The sequence below is a fragment of the Roseivirga sp. UBA838 genome (assembly GCF_002296035.1).
GTDB classification, from domain to species: Bacteria; Bacteroidota; Bacteroidia; order Cytophagales; family Cyclobacteriaceae; genus Roseivirga; species Roseivirga thermotolerans.
Genome location: NZ_DBHC01000040.1, coordinates 38826 through 62956 on the forward strand (window position 1 = coordinate 38826; position 24131 = coordinate 62956).

General features: G+C 43.6%; 20 protein-coding genes and 1 riboswitch. Of the genes, 11 read left to right on the forward strand and 9 right to left on the reverse strand.

From position 1 onward, the window contains the following. The first annotated feature begins 5 nt into the window (after positions 1-5). The 9 genes from B3O12_RS14300 to B3O12_RS14340 all read left to right on the forward strand — a co-directional run bounded on the left by B3O12_RS14300 (position 6) and on the right by B3O12_RS14340 (position 11360). The gene (locus tag B3O12_RS14300; RefSeq protein WP_286756774.1) at positions 6-2846 is read left to right on the forward strand and encodes a M16 family metallopeptidase; all 2841 of its coding nucleotides are present in this window, start codon (positions 6-8) and stop codon (positions 2844-2846) included. A 77-nt stretch (positions 2847-2923) separates the two neighbouring features. Next, a complete protein-coding gene (locus B3O12_RS14305; protein WP_286756775.1) occupies positions 2924-3535 on the forward strand; it encodes a hypothetical protein in 612 nt (203 codons plus the stop codon). A gap of 138 nt (positions 3536-3673) precedes the next feature. Further along, positions 3674-4660, forward strand: a complete 987-nt coding sequence (locus B3O12_RS14310) for a Gfo/Idh/MocA family protein (RefSeq protein WP_286756776.1) — start codon at positions 3674-3676, stop codon at positions 4658-4660. A gap of 63 nt (positions 4661-4723) precedes the next feature. After that, complete coding sequence (locus tag B3O12_RS14315) at positions 4724-5548, forward strand: prohibitin family protein (protein ID WP_189631389.1); 825 nt, start codon at positions 4724-4726, stop codon at positions 5546-5548. Between the two features lie 100 nt (positions 5549-5648). After that, positions 5649-6935 carry a citrate synthase gene (locus B3O12_RS14320; RefSeq protein ID WP_189631390.1) on the forward strand — a complete coding sequence of 429 codons (1287 nt, stop codon included), beginning with the start codon at positions 5649-5651 and terminating at the stop codon, positions 6933-6935. Positions 6936-7177: 242 nt separating this feature from the next. Then, entirely contained in the window at positions 7178-8704 is a 1527-nt protein-coding gene (locus B3O12_RS14325; protein WP_189631391.1) for a carbon-nitrogen hydrolase family protein, read from the forward strand. Positions 8705-8853: 149 nt separating this feature from the next. After that, the gene (locus tag B3O12_RS14330; RefSeq protein WP_189631392.1) at positions 8854-9300 is read left to right on the forward strand and encodes a hypothetical protein; all 447 of its coding nucleotides are present in this window, start codon (positions 8854-8856) and stop codon (positions 9298-9300) included. A gap of 82 nt (positions 9301-9382) precedes the next feature. Then, complete coding sequence (locus tag B3O12_RS14335; protein WP_189631393.1) at positions 9383-9916, forward strand: inorganic diphosphatase; 534 nt, start codon at positions 9383-9385, stop codon at positions 9914-9916. Positions 9917-10100: 184 nt separating this feature from the next. Further along, a complete protein-coding gene (locus B3O12_RS14340) occupies positions 10101-11360 on the forward strand; it encodes an aminotransferase class V-fold PLP-dependent enzyme (RefSeq protein WP_286756777.1) in 1260 nt (419 codons plus the stop codon). 88 nt (positions 11361-11448) lie between these two features. On the opposite strand, the gene B3O12_RS14345 is transcribed toward B3O12_RS14340, so the two are convergent. Continuing rightward, the gene (locus B3O12_RS14345) at positions 11449-12285 is read right to left on the reverse strand and encodes a dienelactone hydrolase family protein (RefSeq protein ID WP_286756778.1); all 837 of its coding nucleotides are present in this window, start codon (positions 12283-12285) and stop codon (positions 11449-11451) included. A 174-nt stretch (positions 12286-12459) separates the two neighbouring features. Here B3O12_RS14345 and B3O12_RS14350 point away from each other — a divergent pair, with 174 nt between their 5' ends. After that, a complete protein-coding gene (locus B3O12_RS14350) occupies positions 12460-14214 on the forward strand; it encodes a DUF885 family protein (RefSeq protein WP_286756779.1) in 1755 nt (584 codons plus the stop codon). A gap of 116 nt (positions 14215-14330) precedes the next feature. Here B3O12_RS14350 and metF read toward each other — a convergent pair whose 3' ends face one another. The 6 genes from metF to B3O12_RS14380 all read right to left on the reverse strand — a co-directional run bounded on the left by metF (position 14331) and on the right by B3O12_RS14380 (position 21385). Further along, a complete protein-coding gene (gene metF / locus B3O12_RS14355) occupies positions 14331-15284 on the reverse strand; it encodes a methylenetetrahydrofolate reductase [NAD(P)H] (protein ID WP_189631397.1) in 954 nt (317 codons plus the stop codon). Between the two features lie 43 nt (positions 15285-15327). Continuing rightward, positions 15328-18039, reverse strand: coding sequence for a methionine synthase (metH, locus tag B3O12_RS14360; protein WP_348655467.1), 2712 nt, complete (start codon positions 18037-18039; stop codon positions 15328-15330). A 98-nt stretch (positions 18040-18137) separates the two neighbouring features. Continuing rightward, positions 18138-19160, reverse strand: coding sequence for a homocysteine S-methyltransferase family protein (locus B3O12_RS14365; protein ID WP_414706607.1), 1023 nt, complete (start codon positions 19158-19160; stop codon positions 18138-18140). Between the two features lie 40 nt (positions 19161-19200). Continuing rightward, positions 19201-19305, reverse strand: a riboswitch (SAM riboswitch). Positions 19306-19413: 108 nt separating this feature from the next. Continuing rightward, positions 19414-20151, reverse strand: a complete 738-nt coding sequence (locus B3O12_RS14370; RefSeq protein WP_286756780.1) for a hypothetical protein — start codon at positions 20149-20151, stop codon at positions 19414-19416. Next, positions 20151-20900 (reverse strand): hypothetical protein, encoded by a 750-nt coding sequence (locus tag B3O12_RS14375; protein ID WP_286756781.1) that lies wholly within the window; start codon positions 20898-20900, stop codon positions 20151-20153. Before B3O12_RS14375 ends, B3O12_RS14370 begins: the two co-directional genes overlap by 1 nt. Further along, the gene (locus B3O12_RS14380; RefSeq protein ID WP_286756782.1) at positions 20888-21385 is read right to left on the reverse strand and encodes a hypothetical protein; all 498 of its coding nucleotides are present in this window, start codon (positions 21383-21385) and stop codon (positions 20888-20890) included. The genes B3O12_RS14375 and B3O12_RS14380 overlap by 13 nt, the downstream gene beginning before the upstream one ends. A gap of 173 nt (positions 21386-21558) precedes the next feature. Here B3O12_RS14380 and B3O12_RS14385 point away from each other — a divergent pair, with 173 nt between their 5' ends. After that, the gene (locus B3O12_RS14385) at positions 21559-22461 is read left to right on the forward strand and encodes a phosphatase (RefSeq protein WP_286756784.1); all 903 of its coding nucleotides are present in this window, start codon (positions 21559-21561) and stop codon (positions 22459-22461) included. Positions 22462-22464: 3 nt separating this feature from the next. On the opposite strand, the gene sufU is transcribed toward B3O12_RS14385, so the two are convergent. Then, entirely contained in the window at positions 22465-22902 is a 438-nt protein-coding gene (gene sufU / locus B3O12_RS14390; protein ID WP_286756785.1) for a Fe-S cluster assembly sulfur transfer protein SufU, read from the reverse strand. Beyond that, a complete protein-coding gene (locus B3O12_RS14395; RefSeq protein ID WP_286756787.1) occupies positions 22899-24119 on the reverse strand; it encodes an aminotransferase class V-fold PLP-dependent enzyme in 1221 nt (406 codons plus the stop codon). The genes sufU and B3O12_RS14395 overlap by 4 nt, the downstream gene beginning before the upstream one ends. Between the last annotated feature and the right edge of the window lie 12 nt (positions 24120-24131).

Consider the following 24131-nt stretch of genomic DNA (forward strand, 5'->3'; position numbering starts at 1 on the left):
TACCTATGAAAAAATTACTCACCCTTTTTTTGATGCTCTTTGCCCTTATGGCTTGTCAGCAGCAAAAAGAATCGGCAAAAGCCGATTTCAATGTAGCCTATGAAAAGTTCGAGCTGGACAACGGACTAGATGTTGTGTTTCATGTAGACCGTTCAGACCCGGTAGTGGCTGTAGCACTGACTGCCCACGTGGGTTCGGCTCGCGAAAAAGAAGGCCGAACCGGATTTGCCCATTTATTTGAACACCTGTTATTTCTCGAATCGGAAAACCTTGGTAAAGGCGGGCTCGACAAGCTAAGTGCGCGGGTGGGTGGTTCCGGAGCCAACGGCTCCACCTCACGAGATCGCACCAACTACTTTCAAACCGTTCCCAATGATGCCCTTGAAAAAATGCTTTGGGCCGAAGCCGATAAGCTGGGATGGTTTATCAACACTGTAACTGAACCCGTTTTAGCCAAAGAAAAACAAGTGGTAAAAAACGAAAAACGTCAAAGTAATGACAACCGCCCCTATGGCCATACCAGCTATGTTATAGACAAAAACCTCTACCCTGCCGACCATCCTTACAACTGGCAGGTAATAGGTTCTTTAGAAGACCTGCAAGCGGCCACCTTAGCCGATGTGAAAGAGTTCTTTCGAAAATGGTACGTACCGAACAATGTAACCCTGGTGGTTTCGGGCGATTTTGATACCGAACAGGCCAAAGAATGGGTGAAGAAATACTTCGATGAAATTCCCAGAGGAGAAGAAATAGAACCTCTAAAGCCAAGGCCCGGTGTGGTAGCTGCCACTAAAAAGCTGTACCATGAAGATAATTTTGCCAGACTGCCGGAGCTCACCTATACCTGGCCTACCGTGGAGCAATACCACCCAGACAGCTATGCGCTGGATGTACTCACTCAATATCTGGCCTCTGGCAAAAAAGCTCCATTCAACCAAGTGCTGGTTCAAGACAAGAAACTAACCGCTTCCGTACAGATGTACAACAGAACTTCTGAGCTAGCCGGGCAACTCCAGCTTTCCGTTCGAGCCTATGCCGATACCGACCTGGATATAGTAGCAGAAGCTATTAACGAAGCCTTTGTGCGCTTTGAAAACGAAGGAATTACAGAGAAAGACCTTGCCCGAATAAAAGCCGGACAAGAAACAGGCTTTTACAATAGCCTAAGCAGTGTACTTGGCAAGGGCTTTCAGCTAGCTCAATACAATATTTTTGCCAACGACCCCGGGTTTATTAAAAAGGATATTGAAAACATATTGGCGGTAACCACGGCCGATGTAATGCGAGTGTACCAAAAGTATATCAAAGACAAAAACTACATTGCCACCAGCTTTGTACCTAAAGGACAGAAGTCTTTGGCCCTGGAAAACTCTGTTCAGGCACAGGTAGTGGAAGAGCAAATTGTTCAAGGAGCGGAAGAAACCTTCGATGCCTCCATTCAGGCCAGTTATGAAAGAACCTCATCATCTTTCGACCGAACTGTAGAGCCACCCTACGGACCGGCACCACAAGTTCAGATTCCGGAAGTTTATGAAACTAGCCTCAATAATGGGCTAAAGGTATATGGCATTGAGAACAATGAAGTTCCTCTGGTTCAAATTAACATGGTGATAGATGGAGGGCAGCTACTGGAAAGCATGGATAAACTGGGAGCTGCCAATCTCATGGCTGCTCTTATGACCAAAGGCACAAAAAACAAGACCCCTGAAAAACTGGAAGAGGCCATCGACCAGTTGGGGGCTTCTATTGGCGTGTATGCAGGAAAAGAAAGCATAAGAATTTCTGCTAACACACTGGCCAGAAACTATGAAGCTACCCTGGCCCTTATGGAAGAAATATTGCTTGAGCCGCGCTGGGATACGACCGAGTTTGAACTTGCCAAACAACGTACCATAAGTCAAATAAGACAGCAAGAGGCCAACCCAAATGCCATTGCCTCCAATGCCTACGACATTCTCATTTATGGCAAAAACGACATCCGCGCACAAAACCGATTAGGCACTATTGAAACAGTGAATAATCTGACGATAGAAGACTTAAAGACATATTATGCTTCTTTTATTTCTCCTTCAGTAGCCAGGTTCCATGTGGTCGGAGACATCTCCCAACAAGACCTGGTCGCATCGCTCAAGGGTTTGGAATCTCGCTGGAAAGCTAAGAGTGTGGTATTACCCGAACTTCCTAAACCTTCTGCACCGGAAAAATCGCAGGTCTATTTCTTCGATGTTCCCGATGCCAAACAATCGGTACTTACCATTGGCTATCCTTCCATGCCGGCCACCGATGAAGATTACTATCCCGCAGTGGTTATGAATTACATTCTTGGTGGAGGTGGCTTTGCTTCAAGACTTACTCAAGAACTGAGAGAAGGCAAAGGCTATACCTATGGCATTAGATCTGGTTTCTCAGGCAACAAAACAGATGGTACTTTTACCATTTCCAGTGGAGTGCGAACAAATGTAACACTTGAGTCTACGCAATTAGTTAAAGAGATTCTAAGCAACTACGGCTCAACCTTTAGCGACAAAGACCTTGAGACCACCAAAGGCTTTTTAATTAAAAGTAATGCCCGGGCCTTTGAAACAGCAGGAGCAAAACTGAACATGCTTGAAAACATCAGTGAACTTGGACTACCATATGACTATGTGAAAGAAAGAGAAGAGGTTGTTCAGGGCATGACAGTAGAGAAGATCAAAGAACTTTCACGAAGGTATCTCAACGAAGATCAAATGATTTGGCTGGTAGTTGGTGATGCTAAAACGCAGTTAAATCGCATGAAGCAGCTTGGTTTTGGAGAACCCATTTTGATCAATAACCTGAGTGGGCCGGAGAAAAAGCCTAAATAACTTAATGAAGTTTGGGGTTCATGGCTACAGAAGCCATGAACTCTGAACCTTCTGTCTTCATTTTCAAATCAATATTTATGAACAGGATCCTTCATTTGAGAATCCCAAATAGAACAGCCTACTTGGACTCTGCCCCACAAAAACACCCTCGGCTACAGCTTATGAAAGGAATAGTCTGTACCATGTTTATGAGCCTGCTTATGGTTGTAACAAACCTAAATGGTCAGGAAATTGTAGGGTATCGGTTCGTGAAATCAGTACCTGTACCTGACTCCGTAAAACTCGGTTTGTTCAATGACTATACCCTGGTAAATGACGGTAAGTGGCTGATTGCCACGTTTGGATTTAAACCTTCTCAACACTTTGTATTCGATTTAAAATCGGGAGAACCCCTCTGCTACTTTGAGACTCCCGGTCATCAATCTTATTACTATTATGATGAGCAAATACCGTATGAAATACACATTTATAAAAACCATAAGACCTACTTCATTTATAATATGAACAGCCAATTGCTGATTAAATCGAGGCGAAAGAAACCCGTAAAAATAGATTTAGACCGGGGTCGTTATATGCACATTTACAGCAACTATCTTTTCAACAGACAATATGCCCAAGAAAAGAACTGGCTGTTTGAGGTTTTGGAACGCCAATGGTTCAACCTGTACCATAAGATCGAAGACAATTGAGCTTAGCGCAAAAAGCGTTCATCATTCTCCGGGAAGATTGTCCCATAAACCATGAGCTATGAACAACGAACTTTGCCCCAAACCTTGAACTTTTAACTTAAGAGAGTACCTTTGCCGCACAGCTAAAAAACACCATTCATGCTCAAAATTGGGGTTCTCGGTGCCGGTCATCTCGGCAAAATTCACATCAAATGCATTAAAGATATTTCAGAGTACCAACTTGTTGGTTTTTACGATGCCCAACCTGACAATGCCAGGGCTGTAGCCCAAGAACATGGAATAAAGGCATTTGAAACTATCGAATCGCTCATTGAAGCGGTCGATGTAATCGATATAGTTACCCCTACTCTTTCGCACTTTGAGTGTGCCGAAAAGGCACTGAAAGCCGGAAAGCATGTATTTATAGAGAAGCCCGTTACCAACACCCTTCAAGAAGCCGAACAGCTTATTGCCCTAAAAGATGAACTGAAACTTAAAATTCAGGTTGGCCACGTAGAGCGATTCAACCCCGCTTTTGTGGCAGCGAAACCATTCCTAAAGCAGCCTATGTTCATCGAATCTCACCGATTGGCCCAGTTCAATCCCAGAGGACTCGATGTACCGGTAGTACTGGATCTGATGATTCACGACATCGATATCATTCTCAAGTCAGTGGGGGCAGCAGTAGAAAAGATATCGGCCAGTGGCGTAAACGTAGTAGCCGATACGCCCGATATTGCCAATGCCCGACTGGAGTTTGCTAACGGATGTGTAGCCAACCTTACCACCAGCCGCATAGCAGTGAAGAACATGCGCAAATCAAGATTTTTTCAGAAAGACGCTTATGTGGCCGTAGATTTTCTGGAGAAAAGCTCCGAGATTGTGCGAATGCAGGAAGCTACCGGAAATGAAGGCCCGTTTTCAATGGTGTTGGATTTGGGTGAAGAAAAGGGTAAGAAGGAGATTATCTTCGAGAACCCCAAGGTACATCCATCCAATGCTATTCGAGAAGAGCTAGCCAGTTTCCATAGAGCCATAATAGAAGATTCCGTACCCATTGTGACCATTGAAGACGGATACAAAGCCTTGCGAGTGGCTCATGACATTCTGAACGAAATAGAGAAGAACCTGCAGAAAATCGGCTAAACTATTTGCCCATATTCTGGCTTGTACTAACAGGTTCATTTTTCAACACTAAACCCCAAACCAATGGATAATAGAAGACTTCTTCCCATCATTGTTATTTCAGTTATTGCCCTTATTGTTGTGGTAGGGCTATCTTCCAGTATTTTCTACACCATACAGGCCAATGAACGGGCCGTATTGTTCAAGAAGTTTTCGGGAGGCTTAGACAAAGAAAACGTAATAGCCCCTGGGTTTCACATGAAAGCCCCCTGGAACGACCTTATTGTTTTCGATGTAGCCGAAAGCAAGAGAGAAGAAACAATGGATGTGCTGGATAAAAATGGTTTGAGCATTAAAGTAGATGTCTCCGTACGCTTTAACCCTAAGTTCGATAAAATTGGACACATCTATGAGCGTTTCAGACTTGACTACATCAATACGCTGGTTGTGCCTGAGGTACGTTCCACCGTTCGGCAGGTAATGGGTCGATACTCGGCCGAAGAAATTTATTCTACCAAACGCCCTGAAGTGGAGGCGGCCATTCGTAATGAAACAGCCGAAGTGTTGGGCAATGAAACCAACAATATTGAAATGACCACCCTGCTTATCCGATCCATTAATTTACCGGATAAAATCAAACAAGCCATTGAAAACAAATTGCAGCAAGAGCAAGAAGCACTGGCCTATCAGTTTAGGTTAGACAAAGAAAAAAGTGAGGCCGAAAGAAAGCGTATTGCAGCAGAAGGAGAAGCTCAGGCCAACAAAATTGTCAATAGCAGCTTAACACCAAACTTACTTAGGATGAGAGGCATTGAAGCCACATTAAAACTGGCAGAATCGACAAATGCCAAAATAGTTGTGATCGGTCAGGGAAAAGACGGTTTGCCACTCATTCTGGGCAATAATTAAAATATTGCCCAACGACAGAACAAGAATTTTTTTTCATTGTTTATTAGAGTAAATTCGCTCGCGCGATTGAAAACCTACAAAAGTTAACACAATCTAAACGATGTCAAATACTGCAGAATTAAGAATTGACGGAAAGTCCTACGAACTTCCGGTTATAGAAGGAACCGAAAATGAGAAAGCAATCGATATTTCTTCCTTAAGGGGAGAAAGTGGTGTAATAACTATCGACCCCGGCTTTAAAAATACAGGTTCAACAACCAGTGCCATTACATTTCTCGATGGCGAAAAAGGTATTCTGAGATATAGAGGTTATTCAATTGAAGAGTTGGCTGAAAAGTCGAACTTCCTGGAGGTGGCTTATTTGCTCATCTATGGCGAGCTGCCAGACAAAGCAACCTACGATAAGTTTGTGAGCGATATTACCATGCACACCCTGGTGCATGAAGATGTTAAGAAAATTTTGGAAGGCTTTCCGTCTACAGCACACCCAATGGGAGTACTTTCTTCATTAGTATGTGCTCAAACAGCCTTCTACCCTGCCTCGTTAGATCCGAATCGTTCGGCTACCGAAGTAGATATGAGTATTATCAGGCTGATTGCAAAAATGCCAACTTTTGCGGCTTGGTCTTATAAAAATCAGATCGGTCATCCGGTGAACTACCCGGACAATAACCTGAATTACACAGCCAACTTCCTTAAAATGATGTTTGCTACTCCTGCCGAAGAGTATGAGGTAGACCCTGTAGTAGCCAATGCTCTTGACAAGCTATTAATATTGCATGCAGACCATGAGCAAAACTGCTCTACCTCAACCGTGCGAGTTGTTGGATCTTCTCATGCCAGTATGTATGCTTCAATTTCTGCCGGAATCAATGCATTATGGGGGCCGCTTCATGGAGGTGCCAATCAGGCTGTAATTGAAATGTTGGAGAACATTAGAAAAGATGGCGGTGATACTAAAAAATGGATGGCTAAGGCTAAAGACAAAAACGATCCGTTCCGTCTTATGGGCTTTGGTCATAGAGTATATAAAAACTTTGACCCGCGAGCTAAGATTATTAAAAAGGCTGCCGATGATGTTTTGGCCAAACTTGGAGTGAAAGATCCGGTGTTGGATATTGCTAAAGGCCTTGAAGAAGAGGCATTGAACGACCCTTACTTCGTAGAAAGAAAGCTTTATCCGAACGTAGACTTCTACTCAGGCATTATCTACAGAGCGTTGGGTATTCCTACCGATATGTTTACTGTAATGTTTGCCATGGGTAGACTACCCGGCTGGATTGCTCAGTGGAAAGAAATGAGAGAAAACAAAGAACCAATTGGAAGACCACGCCAGGTGTACACCGGTGCCAACCAAAGGCCTTATGTAGGAATGGATAAGCGCTAAGTACAGCTTAAGCCTTCCACTCAACCGGCTCAAGTGTCAGTTCTATAGTATAGAAAGACCTTGAGCCGGTTTTTTTATGCCCACTACTCTTTCACCAACAATACAGGGCAGTCGCAGTTATATGAGCATGGCAACGTGCTTATTTTTTTATCGTAATGGCATTGCCCGATGGTTCTAAAAAATATTTTCGAGAGCCGTTCAATTCACTATTGAAAAATCAATTTACTATAGATATTAGCTGCATGGACAATAAGACCTTTCAAAACATAGAGTTATCATACCTTAAGATAGAAGACTATCAGGAGCTCAAAGAAGCAATGATCAACGCATACTCCAGTATGCCCGATGCCTACTGGAAAGAGCATCACATTCAGTCGCTTCTCGATAAATTTCCTGAAGGCCAAATTGTGGTGAAAGTTAATGGCGACATTGCGGGTTGTGCCCTATCGATTTTGGTGGAGTCTAAAAAATTCAAGCATCAGCATACCTTCAGGCAAATAACCGGAAACTACACCTTCAGTACCCACAGTACTAAAGGCGACTTACTCTACGGCATAGAGGTTTTTATTAAGGCCGAATTCAGAGGTATGCGCATTGGACGGAGGATGTATGACTACCGCAAAGACCTTTGCGAAAGACTCAACTTAAAAGGTATAGTGTTTGGAGGCCGTATTCCCAACTACCACAAATATGCCGATGAGTATACACCTAAAGAATACATTGAGAAAGTACGCCAGAAAGAAGTTCACGATCCCGTGCTCAACTTTCAGTTGTCTAACGACTTTCACCCTGTAAGCATTCTAAAAGGCTATTTAGAAGGCGATGAAGCTTCCAATGAATTTGCCGTACTTCTTCGCTGGGACAATATATACTACGAAACGCCCAGTAAAGAAGCCGCCATTACCAAAACGGTTGTAAGGCTAGGTATTGTACAATGGCAAATGCGGCCATACAATGGATTGGAACATTTACTTAAAAATGCAGAATACTTTATCGATGCACTAAGCGGATATAAGAGCGATTTCGCTCTGTTTCCTGAGTTTTTCAATGCCCCACTTATGGCCGAATTTAACCACCTCAGTGAGCCGGAGGCCATTCGAAAACTGGCCGAATTTACGCCTGCTATAGTCGAAGAGTTTTCTAACCTGGCCATTAGCTACAACATCAATATTATAGCCGGTAGTATGCCGGAGGTGGTAGATGACAAACTCTACAACGTGGGCTACCTCTGTAAACGAGACGGAAAAATAGATCGCTACGAAAAACTACACGCTACCCCCGATGAAAAGAAAGTATGGGCCATGACAGGCGGAAACACCCTGAAAACGTTCGATACAGACTGCGGGAAAATAGGTATTCTCATTTGCTACGATGTAGAGTTTCCTGAGCTTCCTCGTCTACTGGCCGATGAAGGAATGGATATTCTCTTTGTTCCGTTTCTTACTGATACTCAAAACGGCTACTCACGAGTTAGGCACTGTGCGCAAGCCAGAGCCATTGAAAATGAGTGCTATGTAGCCATAGCCGGTAGCGTAGGCAACTTGCCCAATGTACACAACATGGATATACAATATGCCCAATCTATGGTTTTTACACCTTGCGATTTTCAGTTTCCAACCAATGGAATAAAAGCAGAAGCCACCCCCAACGCAGAAACCATAGTGATTGCCGATGTGGACCTCGACTTACTCACCGAACTGCATAATGTGGGAAGTGTTAAAAACCTGAAAGACAGAAGGAAAGACATCTTTAGCTTAACAAAAGTTTAGCACACACAAGTGCCTGAACAGATGGGATAAATAAAAGCCGGGTTAAAGCTGTATTCTAAAAAATACGGTTGCCGGCCCTTGTTTTCATACCAAAGTATGAGAAGAAACTATACTTGCCCGGGCAAATTTGCCTGAAGAACCGTAGAACTATGACTTGGAAAAAAGGAAGGGGAAAACTTGGACTATTTGAGCCGTTACTCGGCCGGTGGGTAGCCGAAGAACACTCTGCACAAAGGCCTGCGCTTCGTTGCACAAGAACGTTCAGTAAAGTACTAAAAGGTAAATACATAGCCTTAAATGCCCACTGGCAATCGTCAGAAATAGACTACGAAGACCTGACTCTTTTTGGTACAACAGCCCTGAAAAACATCGGGTTTTGGTCATTTCAATCAGACGGAAAGCAGGCTCAGGGTTATTTGGCCAATGCTGAAGACATCCACCCACAAGCCATCTGTTTCGAAGCACAAATGCCATCCGGACTGGCCCGGCAGGTCTATTGGCCTGATGAAAAGGAAGGATTTCATTGGGTGGTAGAATCCAAAACCAAGAAAGGATGGAACCGATTTGTACATCATCATTATCATCCAGCTCCGTAAACTTTCGGTCAAAGACTTCATTTCTTTCTACCTAATTTTCGGGCATTACTTACCTTTGCCAAAAGGTTTGAAAATGATTGATATGAATAACCCCTGGCACAAGGTAAGTGTAGGAGAAAGTGCGCCAGATGTGGTGAATGGCATTATTGAGATACCACAAAACACAAGAGCCAAATATGAGCTCGATAAAGATACAGGACTGCTAAAGATGGATCGTGTGATTTACTCCAGCATGCACTATCCTCACAACTATGGTTTCATTCCTCAAACATATTGCGATGACAATGACCCACTAGACATACTTGTGCTTTCCCAAATTTCTATTGTGCCCATGTGCCTGGTTGAAGCCAAAGTAATTGGAGTAATGCGCATGTTAGATGGTGGTGAAAAAGATGATAAAATTATTGCTGTAGCCAATAACGACATGTCGGTAAAGCATTTTGACGACATCAGTGAACTCCCGGAGCATTTCATAAAAGAGCTTCGCAATTTTTTTGAAGACTATAAAAAGTTGGAGAATAAAACTGTTGAGGTTGAAGAATTCCAAAACGCGCTTACGGCCAAAGAAATTATTAAAAAGAGCATTTCAGACTACAAGGCAAAATTTACCAGTTAGTCCGTCTCAGTTTAAACCATTTAGACCGTTAATGACTAGCGGCCAAAGAGACCACTCTAAAGTCTGGAGCTAAAAACGTGTTTAAGCGACCAATGAGGTTTAGAGTGGCCTCTCTCCTCCTTCCGGTTAAAACTCCTTGCCTCACTGAATGAATAGCCTTATCTTCTTGCTTAATCTGCCAAGCATGGATAAGCGTACCTTTCTTAAAAACCTGATAGGCACAACGTTGGCTGCCACGCCTTTCTATAAGGAAGTTGGGCAACTTGTTGAATCAAACGATAAATTCTCTGCTGAGGAGCTAGCACAGAATGAAGATTTTTGGGGTAAGATTAGAAAAGACTACCTGCTAAAGCCGGACTACATCAACTTAGAAAACGGCTACTATTGCATGATGCCTCAACCCACCCTTGAGCGCTATCTCGAAAGAATTCGGTATATCAACCTCCATGCGTCTTATTACATGCGTACCGACCAGTGGCGCAACAAAGCCAAATCGGCAGCGGCACTGGCCCAGCTGGCCAAGTGTAATAACGATGAACTGATTATTACACGAAATACCACCGAGTCTTTAGACACCATTATTCAGGGTTTTCCATGGAAAAGAGGCGATGAGGCCGTAATGGCTAATCAAGACTATGGAGCCATGCTAAACATGTTCAAGCAAGTAGAAGCCAGGCAGGGAATTGTGCTTAAGGCCATTGATGTACCTATGAACCCATCGCGAGACGAGGTGATTGTAGAGGCTTATCGAAAGGCCATTACACCTAAAACCCGCTTATTGATGGTCTGTCACATGATTAACATAACCGGTCATATTCTGCCCATTCGTAAAATTTGCGACATGGCTCATAGCCTGGGAGTTGAAGTAATGGTGGATGGGGCTCATGCATTCGGACACATTGACTTCGACATGAAAGAGCTAGACTGCGATTACTATGGCACCAGCCTGCATAAGTGGATGAGTGTGCCCTTAGGCGCTGGCTTTCTATATGTTAAAAAAGATAAGATCGATAAAATATGGCCCTTAATGGCCGAAGGAAAAACAGAGCCTGGCGACATAAAACGACTCAATCACATAGGTACTCATCCGGTGGCCACTGACCTGACCATACTAGATGCGATAGACTACCACAACATGATTGGGATTGCCCGAAAAGAAGCCCGACTCAGGTATTTAAAAAGTTACTGGGTAGAAAAAGTGAGGGGTATTGAAAACATAGTGCTCAACACCCCTCAAGACAAAGACAGGTCTTGTGCCATCGCCAATGTTGGTATAAAACAAATGAAACCTTCAGATATGGCTAAAAGCCTTATGCAAAACTATAACATCTGGACTGTGGCCATTGATGGAGCCGGTGTGCATGGATGCAGAATAACGCCCAATGTATATACTACCACCCAAGAGCTGGACCGCTTTGTTGAAGCCTTAAAAGATATGGTTTAACATAGTGACAGCTAACTCATCCAATTGGCACTAGTTGGTTTGTGGCACGGTTCATTAACCTTGTAGGCCTATTGCAGTCAAAAAAGGTTTATCGCTCTTCGTCAAACACTTCATTAAACAAACTCATTAGCTCATTCCAACTGGCTTTATCCGCATCTTCATTATACATCAGTGGCAGGTTGAATTTTTCACCTAAGGCGTTGGCACCCGGGCTAGTAAAGGCATGGACAGCGCCATCATAAGCCACATACTTATAGTCTGCACCCACAGAGTCCATAGCGGCACGGAAGCGAGCTACTGAACTTGCCGGAACAAAAGGATCATCGGCCCCATTGGCTACCAAAATCTTCGCTTTAATATCCTTAGTAGGCTTTATGGGTAAATCTACACCGGAATGAAATGCGGCAACGGCATCCAGGTTATAACCTGCATTGGCCATGCTCAGTACGACCGACCCTCCAAAACAGTAACCAATTGCGGCTATTCTGTCGGGGTCTACATTGGGATTGGATTTTAGAGTTGCCAAAGCCGCATCGAACCGGGCTTTGGCTTCTTCCAGGTTAGACATTACCTCTCCTGCAAATTTACCTGCATCGTCCGGATGTTCGGCCTGCTTCCCTTCACCATACATATCCACAGCCAGAGCCACATACCCTAGCCGGGCTAATTCATCGGCCCTACTTCTCACATACTCATTGTGTCCCCACCATTCATGAACGACTATAACTCCCGGTCGCCTTTCTTTAGAACTTTTATTATAGGCTATGTAGCCCTTCATTTCGGTAGTTTCCGTACTATAGCTCACCTCCTGACCTACCATATCTGAAACACTATCGTTACCCGATGAAGACCTCTCATTGCACGATACTAGAACAACCAGCAGTAGCGAAAAAAGTATAGTTTTTATTGACTTCATATTCTTCATACGATCATTTGTTTATAAAACTCTCATTCCGGTAAATGGTTCGCTTGCTAGATACTAAAACCATCATCACTGTAAAAAGTGCGTCTGTGTAATTCGGCATGTGCGTTATAAAAAAATGATTTAGCTTAGATTAAAACCTAATGGATTAGTTAAACCGCAATGCTCAGTTACACCATGAAAACTCTTCGACTTTTTTTGTCCGTATTCGCTTTAGTTATACTTAGCGTTAGCCATACAGCTCATGCCCAGAACACCGAACAGCAGGTGTCTGAACTCTATGACCTGGCCACTCAATTAAGAGCAGACTACGGCAGTCTCTCCCGCTTCTATGCCATTTGGAATTCTCCTGAACGAAGAGAGCGTTTTGAGCAATTTTTCAACGACTACTCACAAAAACTATCGACTTACAACTTCAACAAGCTATCGAGAAGTGGGCAGGTAGATTACATTTTGATTGATAACTACATAAAAGACCACCTGTATCAACTCCGAGAGGAAGCTAAAGAATATAATGCTGTGCGGGAATGGGTGGCATTTGCAGAGCCTATCTATGCCATTGAGAAATTGCGCAGAAGAGGAAAACACCTTAACTCTGAAGAGGTGGCCTATCAGCTCAACACCATTTCTACACAACTGGAGTCTACCGCCTCTAAACTGAAAAAAGGGTCTACCCTTTTTCCGAAAAACCTAACCGATCGTGCCCAGGGCATCATAAGAGGGCATATTCAGGCCCTAAAAAGTGTATATGACTTTTACAATGGCTATGACCCACAGTTTGGCTGGTGGGTTAGCAAACCATACGAAAAACTAACTAAAGAGTTGAACGAGTATGCCAGGCTAATACAGACAAAAGTAGACCCTAAAACTCAACCAGCTGACGATGGCAGCGGCATTATTGGTAACCCAATTGGCAGAACAGAACTCATTCGGCAACTAAAACAAGAAATGATTCCTTACACCCCGGAAGAACTCGTAGATATGGCCATGAAGGAATTTGCCTGGTGCGATGAGGAACTACTAAAAGCATCGCGCGAGATGGGCTTTGGAGATGACTGGCGTGCTGCTCAGGAAAAGGTAAAAATGTCATTCGTTCCGGCCGGGCAACAACCGGAAGCCATGTTGGAACTATACGACCAATCGGTAGCATTTCTGAAAGACAACGATCTCATTTCAATTCCTTCCATAGCTGAAGAGACTTGGCGAATGACCATGATTCCCCCTGAGAGACAATTAATCAGCCCGTTTTTTCTGGGTGGCGAAGTGCTTCAGATCTCTTACCCAACCGATGAAATGGAGCACGCAGATAAACTCATGAGCATGCGCGGTAACAACCCACACTTTTCGCGCTCCACAGTACACCATGAGTTAATTGCCGGCCACCACATGCAACGCTTCATGAACAACCGATACAAATCTTACCGTTTTTTTGGTACTCCTTTCTGGACAGAGGGCTGGGCTCTTTATTGGGAGTTGCTGCTGTGGGATATGGACTTTCCACGCTCACCCGAAGATAGAATAGGAATGTTGTTTTGGCGAATGCATCGCTGTGCAAGAATTATATTTTCTCTAAACTATCATTTGGGCAAATGGACTCCTCAGCAATGCATTGATTATTTGGTAGACCGTGTTGGGCACGAAAGAGCCAATGCCGAAGGAGAAGTAAGAAGATCGTTTACTGGAGGCTATGGGCCGCTCTATCAAATTGCCTATATGGTTGGCGGCCAACAGTTTTACGCTTTAAAAAGAGAACTGGTAGATAGCGGAAAAATGACTCTCAAAGAGTTTCACGATGCTGTAATGAGGGAAAATGCCATGCCTGTTGAAATGGTACGCGCCTTACTCACCAACGAAAAGCTTAGCAAGAATTTTGAAACCAGTTGGAGGTTCTACAACAATGAATTGAACAGGCAAAGCATGAAGAAGTACTAGGTTAATTCTTTGTTGAGAGTGTTGAAATACCAACACACCTGACTGTTGCAGAAGCCCATCCACATCATCAGAGTAACGGACAAAGACTTTGATGATGTGGAGTTTTCAATGGCATTTTAAAACAAAGCCTCGGCAATTCTCTTAACTACCTGGCTCTTGCTCATGGTGTAATAATGGAGCACCGGCACACCTGCCTCCATTAGTTCCTTAGATTGTTGAATAGCCCAGGCAATGCCTACTTCTCTGGCTTGAGCATTATCCTTACACTTATCTAGTTCATCTACCAAATCATCGGGTAAGTCTACATGAAATATACTGGGTAGAATGTTCATGTGGTTGAGAGTGGTTATTGGCTTAATACCCGGTATAATAGGCACATCGATACCATTTTGGCGGCATCTATCTACAAAGTCGAAATACTTCTTATTATCGAAAAACATCTGGGTGACAATATAATCGGCTCCCATGTCTACCTTTTTCTTCAGGTATTTGAGATCCGATTTTAGGCTGGGCGCCTCAAAATGCTTTTCCGGATATCCTGCAACTCCAATGCAGAAATTCGTAGGATTTCGTTTTACCTCTTCATGCATATATCGGCCCTCATTGAGTTCCAACACTTGTTGGAGTAGCTCGCTGGCATAAGAATGCCCTGCCGGATCGGGAACAAACCTACCTTCTGACTTTATGGCATCTCCCCTAAGTACCAATACATTGTCGATACCCAGAAAATCCAGATCTATAAGTGCGTTTTCAGTCTCTTCTTTATTAAAACCTCCGCAAATAATATGGGGCACGGCATCTACATGATACTTATTCATTATAGCCGCACAAATACCTACAGTTCCCGGTCGCTTACGGGTAGTAACTCTCTCTAAAAGCCCATTTTCGCGCTTTTTATACATGTACTCTTCCCTATGATAGGTTACATCTATAAAAGGCGGTTTAAACTCCATTAGCGGATCTATGGCATCGAAAATATTCTGTACACTTTCTCCTTTTACCGGTGGTAAAATCTCAAAACTAAAGAGAGTTTTGCCCTTGGCGTTTTTAATATGTTCTATGACTTTCATGGGTGTCGGTTATCCGTTTGTCAGTTTGTAGTTTTCAGGCTCATTACACATCATAACTCAAGTTGGGAGCCAGCCATTTTTCAGCCTGTTCAATGGTCCAGCCTTTGCGAGAGGCATAGCTTTCTACCTGGTCTTTTTCAATTTTCCCCAAACCAAAATACTTGGCTTCCTCATGCATAAAATAGAATCCGGAAACAGAGGCCGCAGGATACATGGCAAAAGACTCGGTTAAACTAATTCCGGTGTTTTTCTCAACCTCCAGTAAATCGAAGAGTATCCCCTTTTCTGTGTGTTCAGGACAAGCCGGATACCCAGGTGCCGGTCGAATACCCTGATAGCTTTCTCGAATTAATTCTTCATTATTCAAAGCCTCCTGAGGAGCATAGCCCCAAAGTTCTTTTCTGATTTTAGCATGCATCAACTCTGCAAAAGCTTCGGCCAAACGATCGGCCACAGCTTTTATCATAATTGAGTTATAGTCGTCATGGTCCTTTTCATACTGCTCAATCAATGGCTCAATACCAATTCCGGCTGTAACGGCAAAAGCACCCATATAGTCGCTGCCTTGCCCCTTGGGAGCCACAAAGTCCGCCAGTGACAAATTAGGAAGTCCACTCCCCTTTTTACCCTGCTGACGGAGCATATGAAAGGTTTTTAGCACTTCAGATCGTGAATCGTTTGTGTAAACTTCTATGTCATCACCTACCGAATTGGCCGGATAAAGCCCCACTACGGCATTGGCAAAAAGCAGGTTGTTGGCAATTACTTTTCTAATCATTTCCTGCGCATCATCATATAACTTGCGCGCTTCTTTGCCCACCACTTTGTCTTCAAGAATTCTTGGAAACTTCCCTTTGAGCATCCAGGTACTGAAGAAAGGAGTCCAATCAATGTATTGAGCTATTTCTTCCAGTGAATAATCATTGAAAGTTTTATTCCCTATGAATTTTGGTTGAACAAATTTCTTTGCCGTCCAATCGATTTGAAGCCTGTTGGCCTGTGCTTCCTCATAAGGTATGTAGTTTTTGACCTGTTTGCGGTTGGCATGATCATCTCTAAGCCTGGCGTATTCTGTTTTAACCCGGCTGTATATGCTTGGGTAGGTCTCCTTACTAATAAGTTCTCCGGCTACCGGCACCGATTTAGAAGCATCTAAAACATGAACTACCGAACCGGAATATACAGGGTCTATTTTTACTGCAGTATGAATACGGCTTGTAGTGGCGCCACCTATCATTAATGGAATCTGCAAGCCTCTTCTCTCCATTTCTTTTGCCACGTGCACCATTTCATCGAGTGATGGAGTAATGAGCCCGCTCAAACCTATAGCATCCACTTTATGCTCAACGGCAGCATCGAGAATTTTTTCGGCCGGCACCATAACACCCAAGTCTACAATATCGAAGTTGTTACAGGCCAATACCACTCCCACTATATTCTTACCAATGTCATGCACATCTCCCTTCACTGTAGCCAGAAGTATTTTTGCCGCTGAGCTTTGGTCGTTATTAGCTGCTTTTTCTTCTTCAAGAAAAGGAAGAAGGTAAGCTACTGCCTTCTTCATTACCCGGGCACTTTTTACTACCTGAGGAAGAAACATTTTACCGGCACCGAACAGGTCGCCAACCACGTTCATTCCGTCCATTAGCGGACCTTCAATCACCTTCAATGGCTTTTCATACTTCTGACGGGCTTCCTCTGTGTCTTCATCAATAAACTCTACTATACCTTTTACCAGCGCATGCTCCAACCGTTTTTCAACCGGTTCCTGCCTCCAGGAATCGTCTTTTACCTGAACTTTTCCGGAACCTTTCACTGTTTCGGCAAATTCCAGAAGTCGTTCGGTGGCATCGGGCCTTCTGTTCAGAAGAACATCCTCTACACGTTCGAGTAAATCTTTAGGAATATCATCGTAAACCTCCAGCATAGTGGGGTTCACTATTCCCATATCCATTCCTTCTTTAATGGCGTGATACAAAAAAGCAGAGTGCATGGCTTCTCTAACCGGGTTATTCCCTCTAAAAGAAAAAGACACATTGCTAACTCCTCCGCTCACATGTGCTCCGGGCAGGTTTTCCCTAATCCATCGGGTAGCTCTAAAGAAGTCAACCGCATTGTTGTTGTGTTCTTCTATGCCCGTAGCCACAGGGAATATATTAGGGTCGAAAATGATGTCTTCTTTGGGAAATCCTACCTTCCCTACCAGTATGTCATAAGAGCGTTTGCATATCTCTATTCTTCGCTCATACGTATCGGCTTGCCCTTTTTCATCAAAGGCCATTACAATAACTGCCGCCCCATAGCGCTTTACCTTAGTAGCCTGTTCTATGAAAGTTTCTTCGCCTTCTTTAAGAGAAATGGAATTGACCACTCCCTTACCTTGAATGCACTTTAATCCCGCTTCAATAATCTCCCATTTAGAAGAATCTATCATTATGGGAATTCGGGCGATATCGGGTTCTGCGGCTATCAAATTAAGGAACTTTACCATAGCCGCCTTGCCATCCAGCATCCCTTCGTCCATGTTTACATCTAGGATCTGAGCTCCTCCTTCTACCTGATCTCTGGCAATTTCAAGAGCCTCATCGTACTTCTCTTCCTTAATTAGGCGGGCAAAACGCTTGGAGCCGGTCACGTTGGTTCGTTCACCCACATTTACAAAGTTACTCTGAGGCGTAACTATCAGGGGTTCAAGACCTGAAAGCCGCAGGGTAACTTTGTTGTTTTGATCTAGGTTTGGCTGCTTAGAATCCATGGTGCTTGTTCGGTGATTTTTTAGATAATTGAATCATTTGATAGCTCTGCGAAATAGTGTTGAATCATTCGAGTGATTTGCTTCCATTGCCATTCTAATTAATTGCCTGAAACAATGGAATGTGAGCTATGGACTAACCTTGGTGAATACCTGGAAGCCTCCTGGGCAATGAGCCTTATATGCTCAGGCGTAGTGCCACAGCAGCCTCCCACAATATTGAGAAACCCATCTTTCAGGAATTCTCCAACCTGCTTTACCATTTCTTCAGGAGTTTGGTCGTACTGACCAAATTCATTGGGTAACCCCGCGTTGGGGTGTGCACTGGTGTGAAAAGGCGCTTTTTCTGAAAGGGTTTCTAAATACGGGCGTAGTTGTGCTGCCCCCAAAGCACAATTGAGGCCAATAGAGAGTATGGGCATGTGCGAAACAGATATCAAGAAGGCTTCGGTAGTTTGACCCGACAGAGTTCTGCCACTGGCATCGGTTATGGTTCCACTAACCATTACAGGCACGCGCTTTCCTTCTTCTTCCAGTAGCTCTGAAATAGCAAAAAGAGCTGCCTTAGCATTGAGTGTATCGGTTATGGTCTCTACCAAAAACAGATCGACTCCTCCATCTAACAAGCCTTTGGCCTGTTCTTTAAAAGCTATTCTTAACTGATCGAAATCAATGTTTCTAAAACCGGGGTCATTGACATCGGGCGACATGGAGGCCAGCCTATTGGTTGGCCCCATAGAACCGGCCACAAAGCGAGGCTTTTCCGGTTGCTCGCTAGTAAACTCATCGGCCACCTCTCTGGCAATTCTTGCCGATTCATAGTTAATGTCGTAAACAGCATCTTCCAAATGATAATCGGCTTGGGCAATTGTGGTGGCACTAAATGTATTCGTCTCCACAATATCGGCACCCGCATCAAAGTATTGTCGGTGAATTTCCTTGATTATATCGGGCCGGGTAAGGGAGAGTAAGTCGTTGTTTCCTTTAAGGGGATGAGGATGGTCTTTGAAACGATCGCCTCTGAAATCATCTTCAGTAAGCGTATGTCGCTGAATCATGGTACCCATAGCACCATCTAAAACCAGTATTCTTTCTTTGAGAATTTTCTCTATGTCGTAAGCCATTTTACAGATTTAGGGCTTACCGAGAAATTTGGAAGGATTACTCTCATCTTTTCCCCGATGCCTCGAGGCTAGGAATTAGCACCAGGTATTACCCAGGTTGCTAAGACATCTCAGGGCCTAGTCCCTCCGTCTTTCTTGATAAGCACTGCAAATAAAGCGAAAGTTTATGTAGCTACATAACTGGCAAATGGAAAATATGACTGAGGCTGATATTTCGAATGAGTAAATCGAAGTATTACATTGGTTCGGCAGGTCATTTTAAGAGACGTATGACAAGCTTGAATGAGACATCCACAGCCCACTGTAACCTGGCTGAAGAAGAGCCTTCTCTGAATTTTAAACCGTATTCTTTCTCATATTCAATGGGCTTGCGATCATCGGCTTTCAATTGACTAGACATAGCCCCCAGAGCTATGGAAGACTCAAAGTAAAATGGGCCTGCAATTTCTGCTACAAAACCCAATTGAGTCCGTACTCCCACCCTTTTATCAACCATACCATAGTTTACGCGCTCAAAGTAGTCGCAATCTTGCCCACAACTCAGCTTATAAGTTCGGGTTCGGTCGAAACCAAGTTCATTATAGAACAACTCCAGTCCATAGTAGGGAATTACACCTTTAGATGCCTGAGAGACTCCTAAAACAGGCCGACCGGCAATTTGCAAAATTGGCTGTCCATGGCTTATGTATTGTTTAAAAATCAACGATGATTTAAAGCCTGACTTATTACTAAAATAGAGTTCATCATAGTTCAAAACATTTCTATCTATCAGCCCTCCAAGTCTTAGTTCAATTCCTTTGCCTGTTGGCCATACGTATTCACCCGCCAGCATGTGAGAAGTGAACTGGCCTATATACTGAGAACCATAATATTTGAGCATCAGCCTTGGCAAAACTTCATAAGCAGAACCGTCAGGCTGACTTCTCTGCGCAAAAGCCTTGGATCCACAACAGAAGAGTACAATGTAGTAGAAAAAAACAAACCTACTCATTAGTCTATTTTGGCCAGAATCTGAAACACTCCGCTGTCAGTATAACTTACATTATAAATGCCTTTATCTGTTCTCACTATAAGGTGTGTTGGTGCGTGTATTACATCTAGAGGGGTATCATTGCTAAAATCGAAAAAGCCTTTTAACACTATATTATAAGGGTCGGAGATTCCATAGAGGGCTATTCCACCTCTCTCGCAAACGATTAAATGAGAGCCTCTAACGCTAAGGCCATAGGGCGCTTCTATGTTGTATGATTTGATAAACACAGGGGTTTCAATGTCACTGATATCTATCGCATCCAGTGACTCATCGGCATCGAATCGACAGCCACTATTGCGCAAAGTTGAAAAGGCCACACCATTAGCAGCTACTACCGGATCGCAAGCGGTCAGATGAGAGTAACTGGATATGAGATCGAGAAAGTTATTGTCGTCAAAACCGAGAAAGAACACCTGATTATTGCTACCTACCAAAGCATATTCACCGTATGGGTAAATGGTCTCAAGACCACCGGAGAAAAAAGTAAGCGAACGTCCCTCCGTCAATGATCCATCGTGCTGTATAAAATACTGATCAATGGCGTTTTCATGCAGCACCAACAGGCTATTCTGCACTATGGCAAACTTGGCCAAAGATCCACCTGTTCCAGTGCCTCCCAAATCGGGGGTAAAATCGTTGCTGTCGGTCTGACAAGACACTACTATTATAGCCAAAAGGGCTAAAACCAAACTTCTTACCTGTAGCATTTCGGGTTATTTATAGTGGTCAATTGCCAGCCAACTACTCTTCCTTTCTTAGGATCGGCACATTCAAAATAATAACCAGTGCCAGGAGGAACGGCTACGTTCAAATCTTCTCTGTTGAGAATTGACTCGTGTTCAGACAGCACTCTTATGTTGTTCAGATCATTGACATCGATGGCCAAAACAGACATAAACTGATTGACATACAAAATTCCATCTTTCATGGCCATATTTTCAGCCCCCAGTATTTTCAAAAAGCCTCTGTTCTGTGGAGCCTCTGGGTCTGTGTTGTCTATCAGATGAATCCCTTCTCCCGTTTCATTGATAAGCAACAAATTGCCTTTAAGATAAATTTGTCCGCCATTCACTATTGGTCTGGCTTCTTCTAAACGGATTGAAGCATCGTTGTCCGTAGCATAAACCGGCTTATACCCCACTACATCTCCTTCTGGAAATTCAGGAGGCGGATTGAAACATGCTTGTACCAAACATATTAAAATGAGACAAGTGTAAACTCTTTTAGACACAATCTAAGATAGGCTTACTTTCTGTAATGAAAGATGGTCATCAATTAAATAATTGTTATCAAATGCAACATTATTGCACAAACAAGAGCTAATGAATACATGTATAAATCTGAAATTGAGTGTAAATTGGAGGCTTGAAGTTAGCAGCGATAGATATTGGTTCAAATGCCATTCGGTTTCAGGTAACTAATGTAATGACCTATGAAGGTCAGCACTATTTTAAGCGGTTAGAATACGTACGCTTTCCTTTACGGCTTGGTCATGATGTTTTTCAGCACAAGCGAATAGGCCCTGAGCAGGAAGATAAGTTCATTCGGCTGATGAATGCCTTTAAAATTCTCATTGACCTATACGAAGTAGATAAATACTACGCCTGTGCTACTTCGGCCATGCGAGAGTCTCAAAACGGACGCGAAATTGTCGAAAAGGTGAAACAACTCTTTGGTCTCAAGATCAACATTATTAGTGGAGATCGTGAAGCTGAATTGATTAACCGGGTGGTCATGGAAAAGCTGGCTAAGGGTACTTTTTTGCACATCGATGTTGGTGGAGGTAGCACAGAGCTAAACCTGATTAGAGACGGACGCAAGGTAAAATCGGAATCGTTTAAAATTGGCTCCGTAAGAACTATTCAAAGTGCTTCTTCCAAAGCGGTTTTGAAGCGTATGGGGCAGTGGATAGAAAACCAGATTGTAGGCCACAAGGGTAGTATTACAGCTGTTGGTACCGGAGGGAATATTGCCAAGATTTATGAGCTTTCGGGCACCAAATCGAAGGTGAGAATGCTTCGGATAGAAGCCATTTTGGAGGTTCAGAAACGTTTGTCGGCACTTACCCTGGAAGAACGCATTTTTAAAATGCATCTGAATCCTGACCGGGCCGATGTTATTCTTCCTGCCTCAGACATTTACCTCCATGCAATGAAATCAGCCAAAATTCAAAAAATTCAGGTACCCGATGTGGGTCTTAAAGACGGTATAATGCACATGCTTTTTGAAAAGCACGTAAAGCAAAGCGTCATTGCATTGAACGACTAAAGTTTATAGGCTTTGTAAGTGAAGTCGTAAGGCCTCCCAGCCAAGATTCGCGCAAGTTTTTCGTTCGGGAAAATCTCTGGCTGCTGCAAAAGCCAACAATTCCTTACTGTCAGTGAGCTGTTCTGGACTTACAGAAGATTTATCATCAATCAACTCCAAAAATGTATCTATAATCAGCAACCCTTCCTGTATGGTCTTATGGCTCAATGCATCGCACATTACATCGGTTGATGCTTTTGAAATTGAACAACCAAAACCACTGAATTTCAATTCTTTAAAAACCCCATCTTCAATAGATACATAGAGATAAAACTTATCACCACATAGTGGATTATAAGCTTCTACTGTGGGGACTAAATCAGTAGCTTTACACTCATGCCGGGGGACTTTTGCCCTACTAAGTATTACTTCTTTATAAAGGCTTTGCAGGGCTTTATTCATCGGAAAAAAGCAATGGCTTCTTTTAGTTGATCAACAGTTTGTTCTATCTCTTGCCCGGAAGAATAACAGGCCAATGATATGCGCGAACAGGCCGTTATTCCAAAGTGCTTCATAAGAGGCTGTGCACAGTGATGGCCCGCACGAATACTTATGCCTTCAGTTGCTAAATACGTAGCCATATCGTGCGGATGTACTCCCTCAACGGTAAAAGAAACCACCGGGCATTGCAGGCTTGAAGATCTTCCCAATATGGCCACCCCCGAAACCTCATTTAGTTTCTTTCTGAGCAGCTCATAAAGTGCGTTTTCATGGGCTTGAATATTGGCAATTCCTTGTTTTTCTATGAATGCAATAGCGGCTTCCAAACCAACTATCCCTGCCAGATTTAAGGTACCCGCTTCATGGCGATGTGGAAGCATTCGAAAAGTTGTGTCAGATTCATTCACCTCTTGTACCATTCCGCCACCATAGGCCAACGGGTTCAATTCAGCAAGAACTTCATATGTGCCGTAGAGTACTCCAATGCCGGTAGGTCCGTAGGCTTTATGTCCGCTAAAAACCATAAAGTCACAGTCCCATTGCCTCACATCTATGGGCTGATGGGCCACTGCCTGAGATGCATCTACGACCAAAAGAGCTCCTGAATTATGAGCCATCTGAGATAAACGGGAAATATCATTACCTATCCCTGTCACATTAGAGGCAGCACTTACGGCCACAAGGCTCGTTGGCTTTTTCAACAACTGTGCATAAGCCTCCATGTCTATGGCCCCCGAGTCGGTTAGGGGAATCACCTTAAAAGGAAGCGAGTCATGCCGGGCAGCCATCTGCCAGGGCACAAAGTTAGAATGATGCTCCATGCCCGAAACCAACACTTGTCCTTCGCGCTTTTGACTACCTCCAAAAATAGCCAGAGCAAGTTTATTCAATGCATCGGTTACTCCATGGGTGAAGACTACTTCTTCAGGCCTTGCAGCCCCTATGAACTTTGCCAGTCGCTGCCTTATGTCCACTACTCTACCCGTTACTTCCGTTGCCGGCCAATAGACACCGCGTCCGGCATTGGCATTACTGAACTTGTAAAAGTCAGCGATGGCGTCAATTACACAATCGGGCTTTTGAGTGGTAGAGGCATTGTCTAAATACACCAATTCCTTTCCCACAGGTGTTTTCTGCTGGAATATTGGAAATTGCGATTTTATTGACTCCAAATTCATTTAACTCATCTT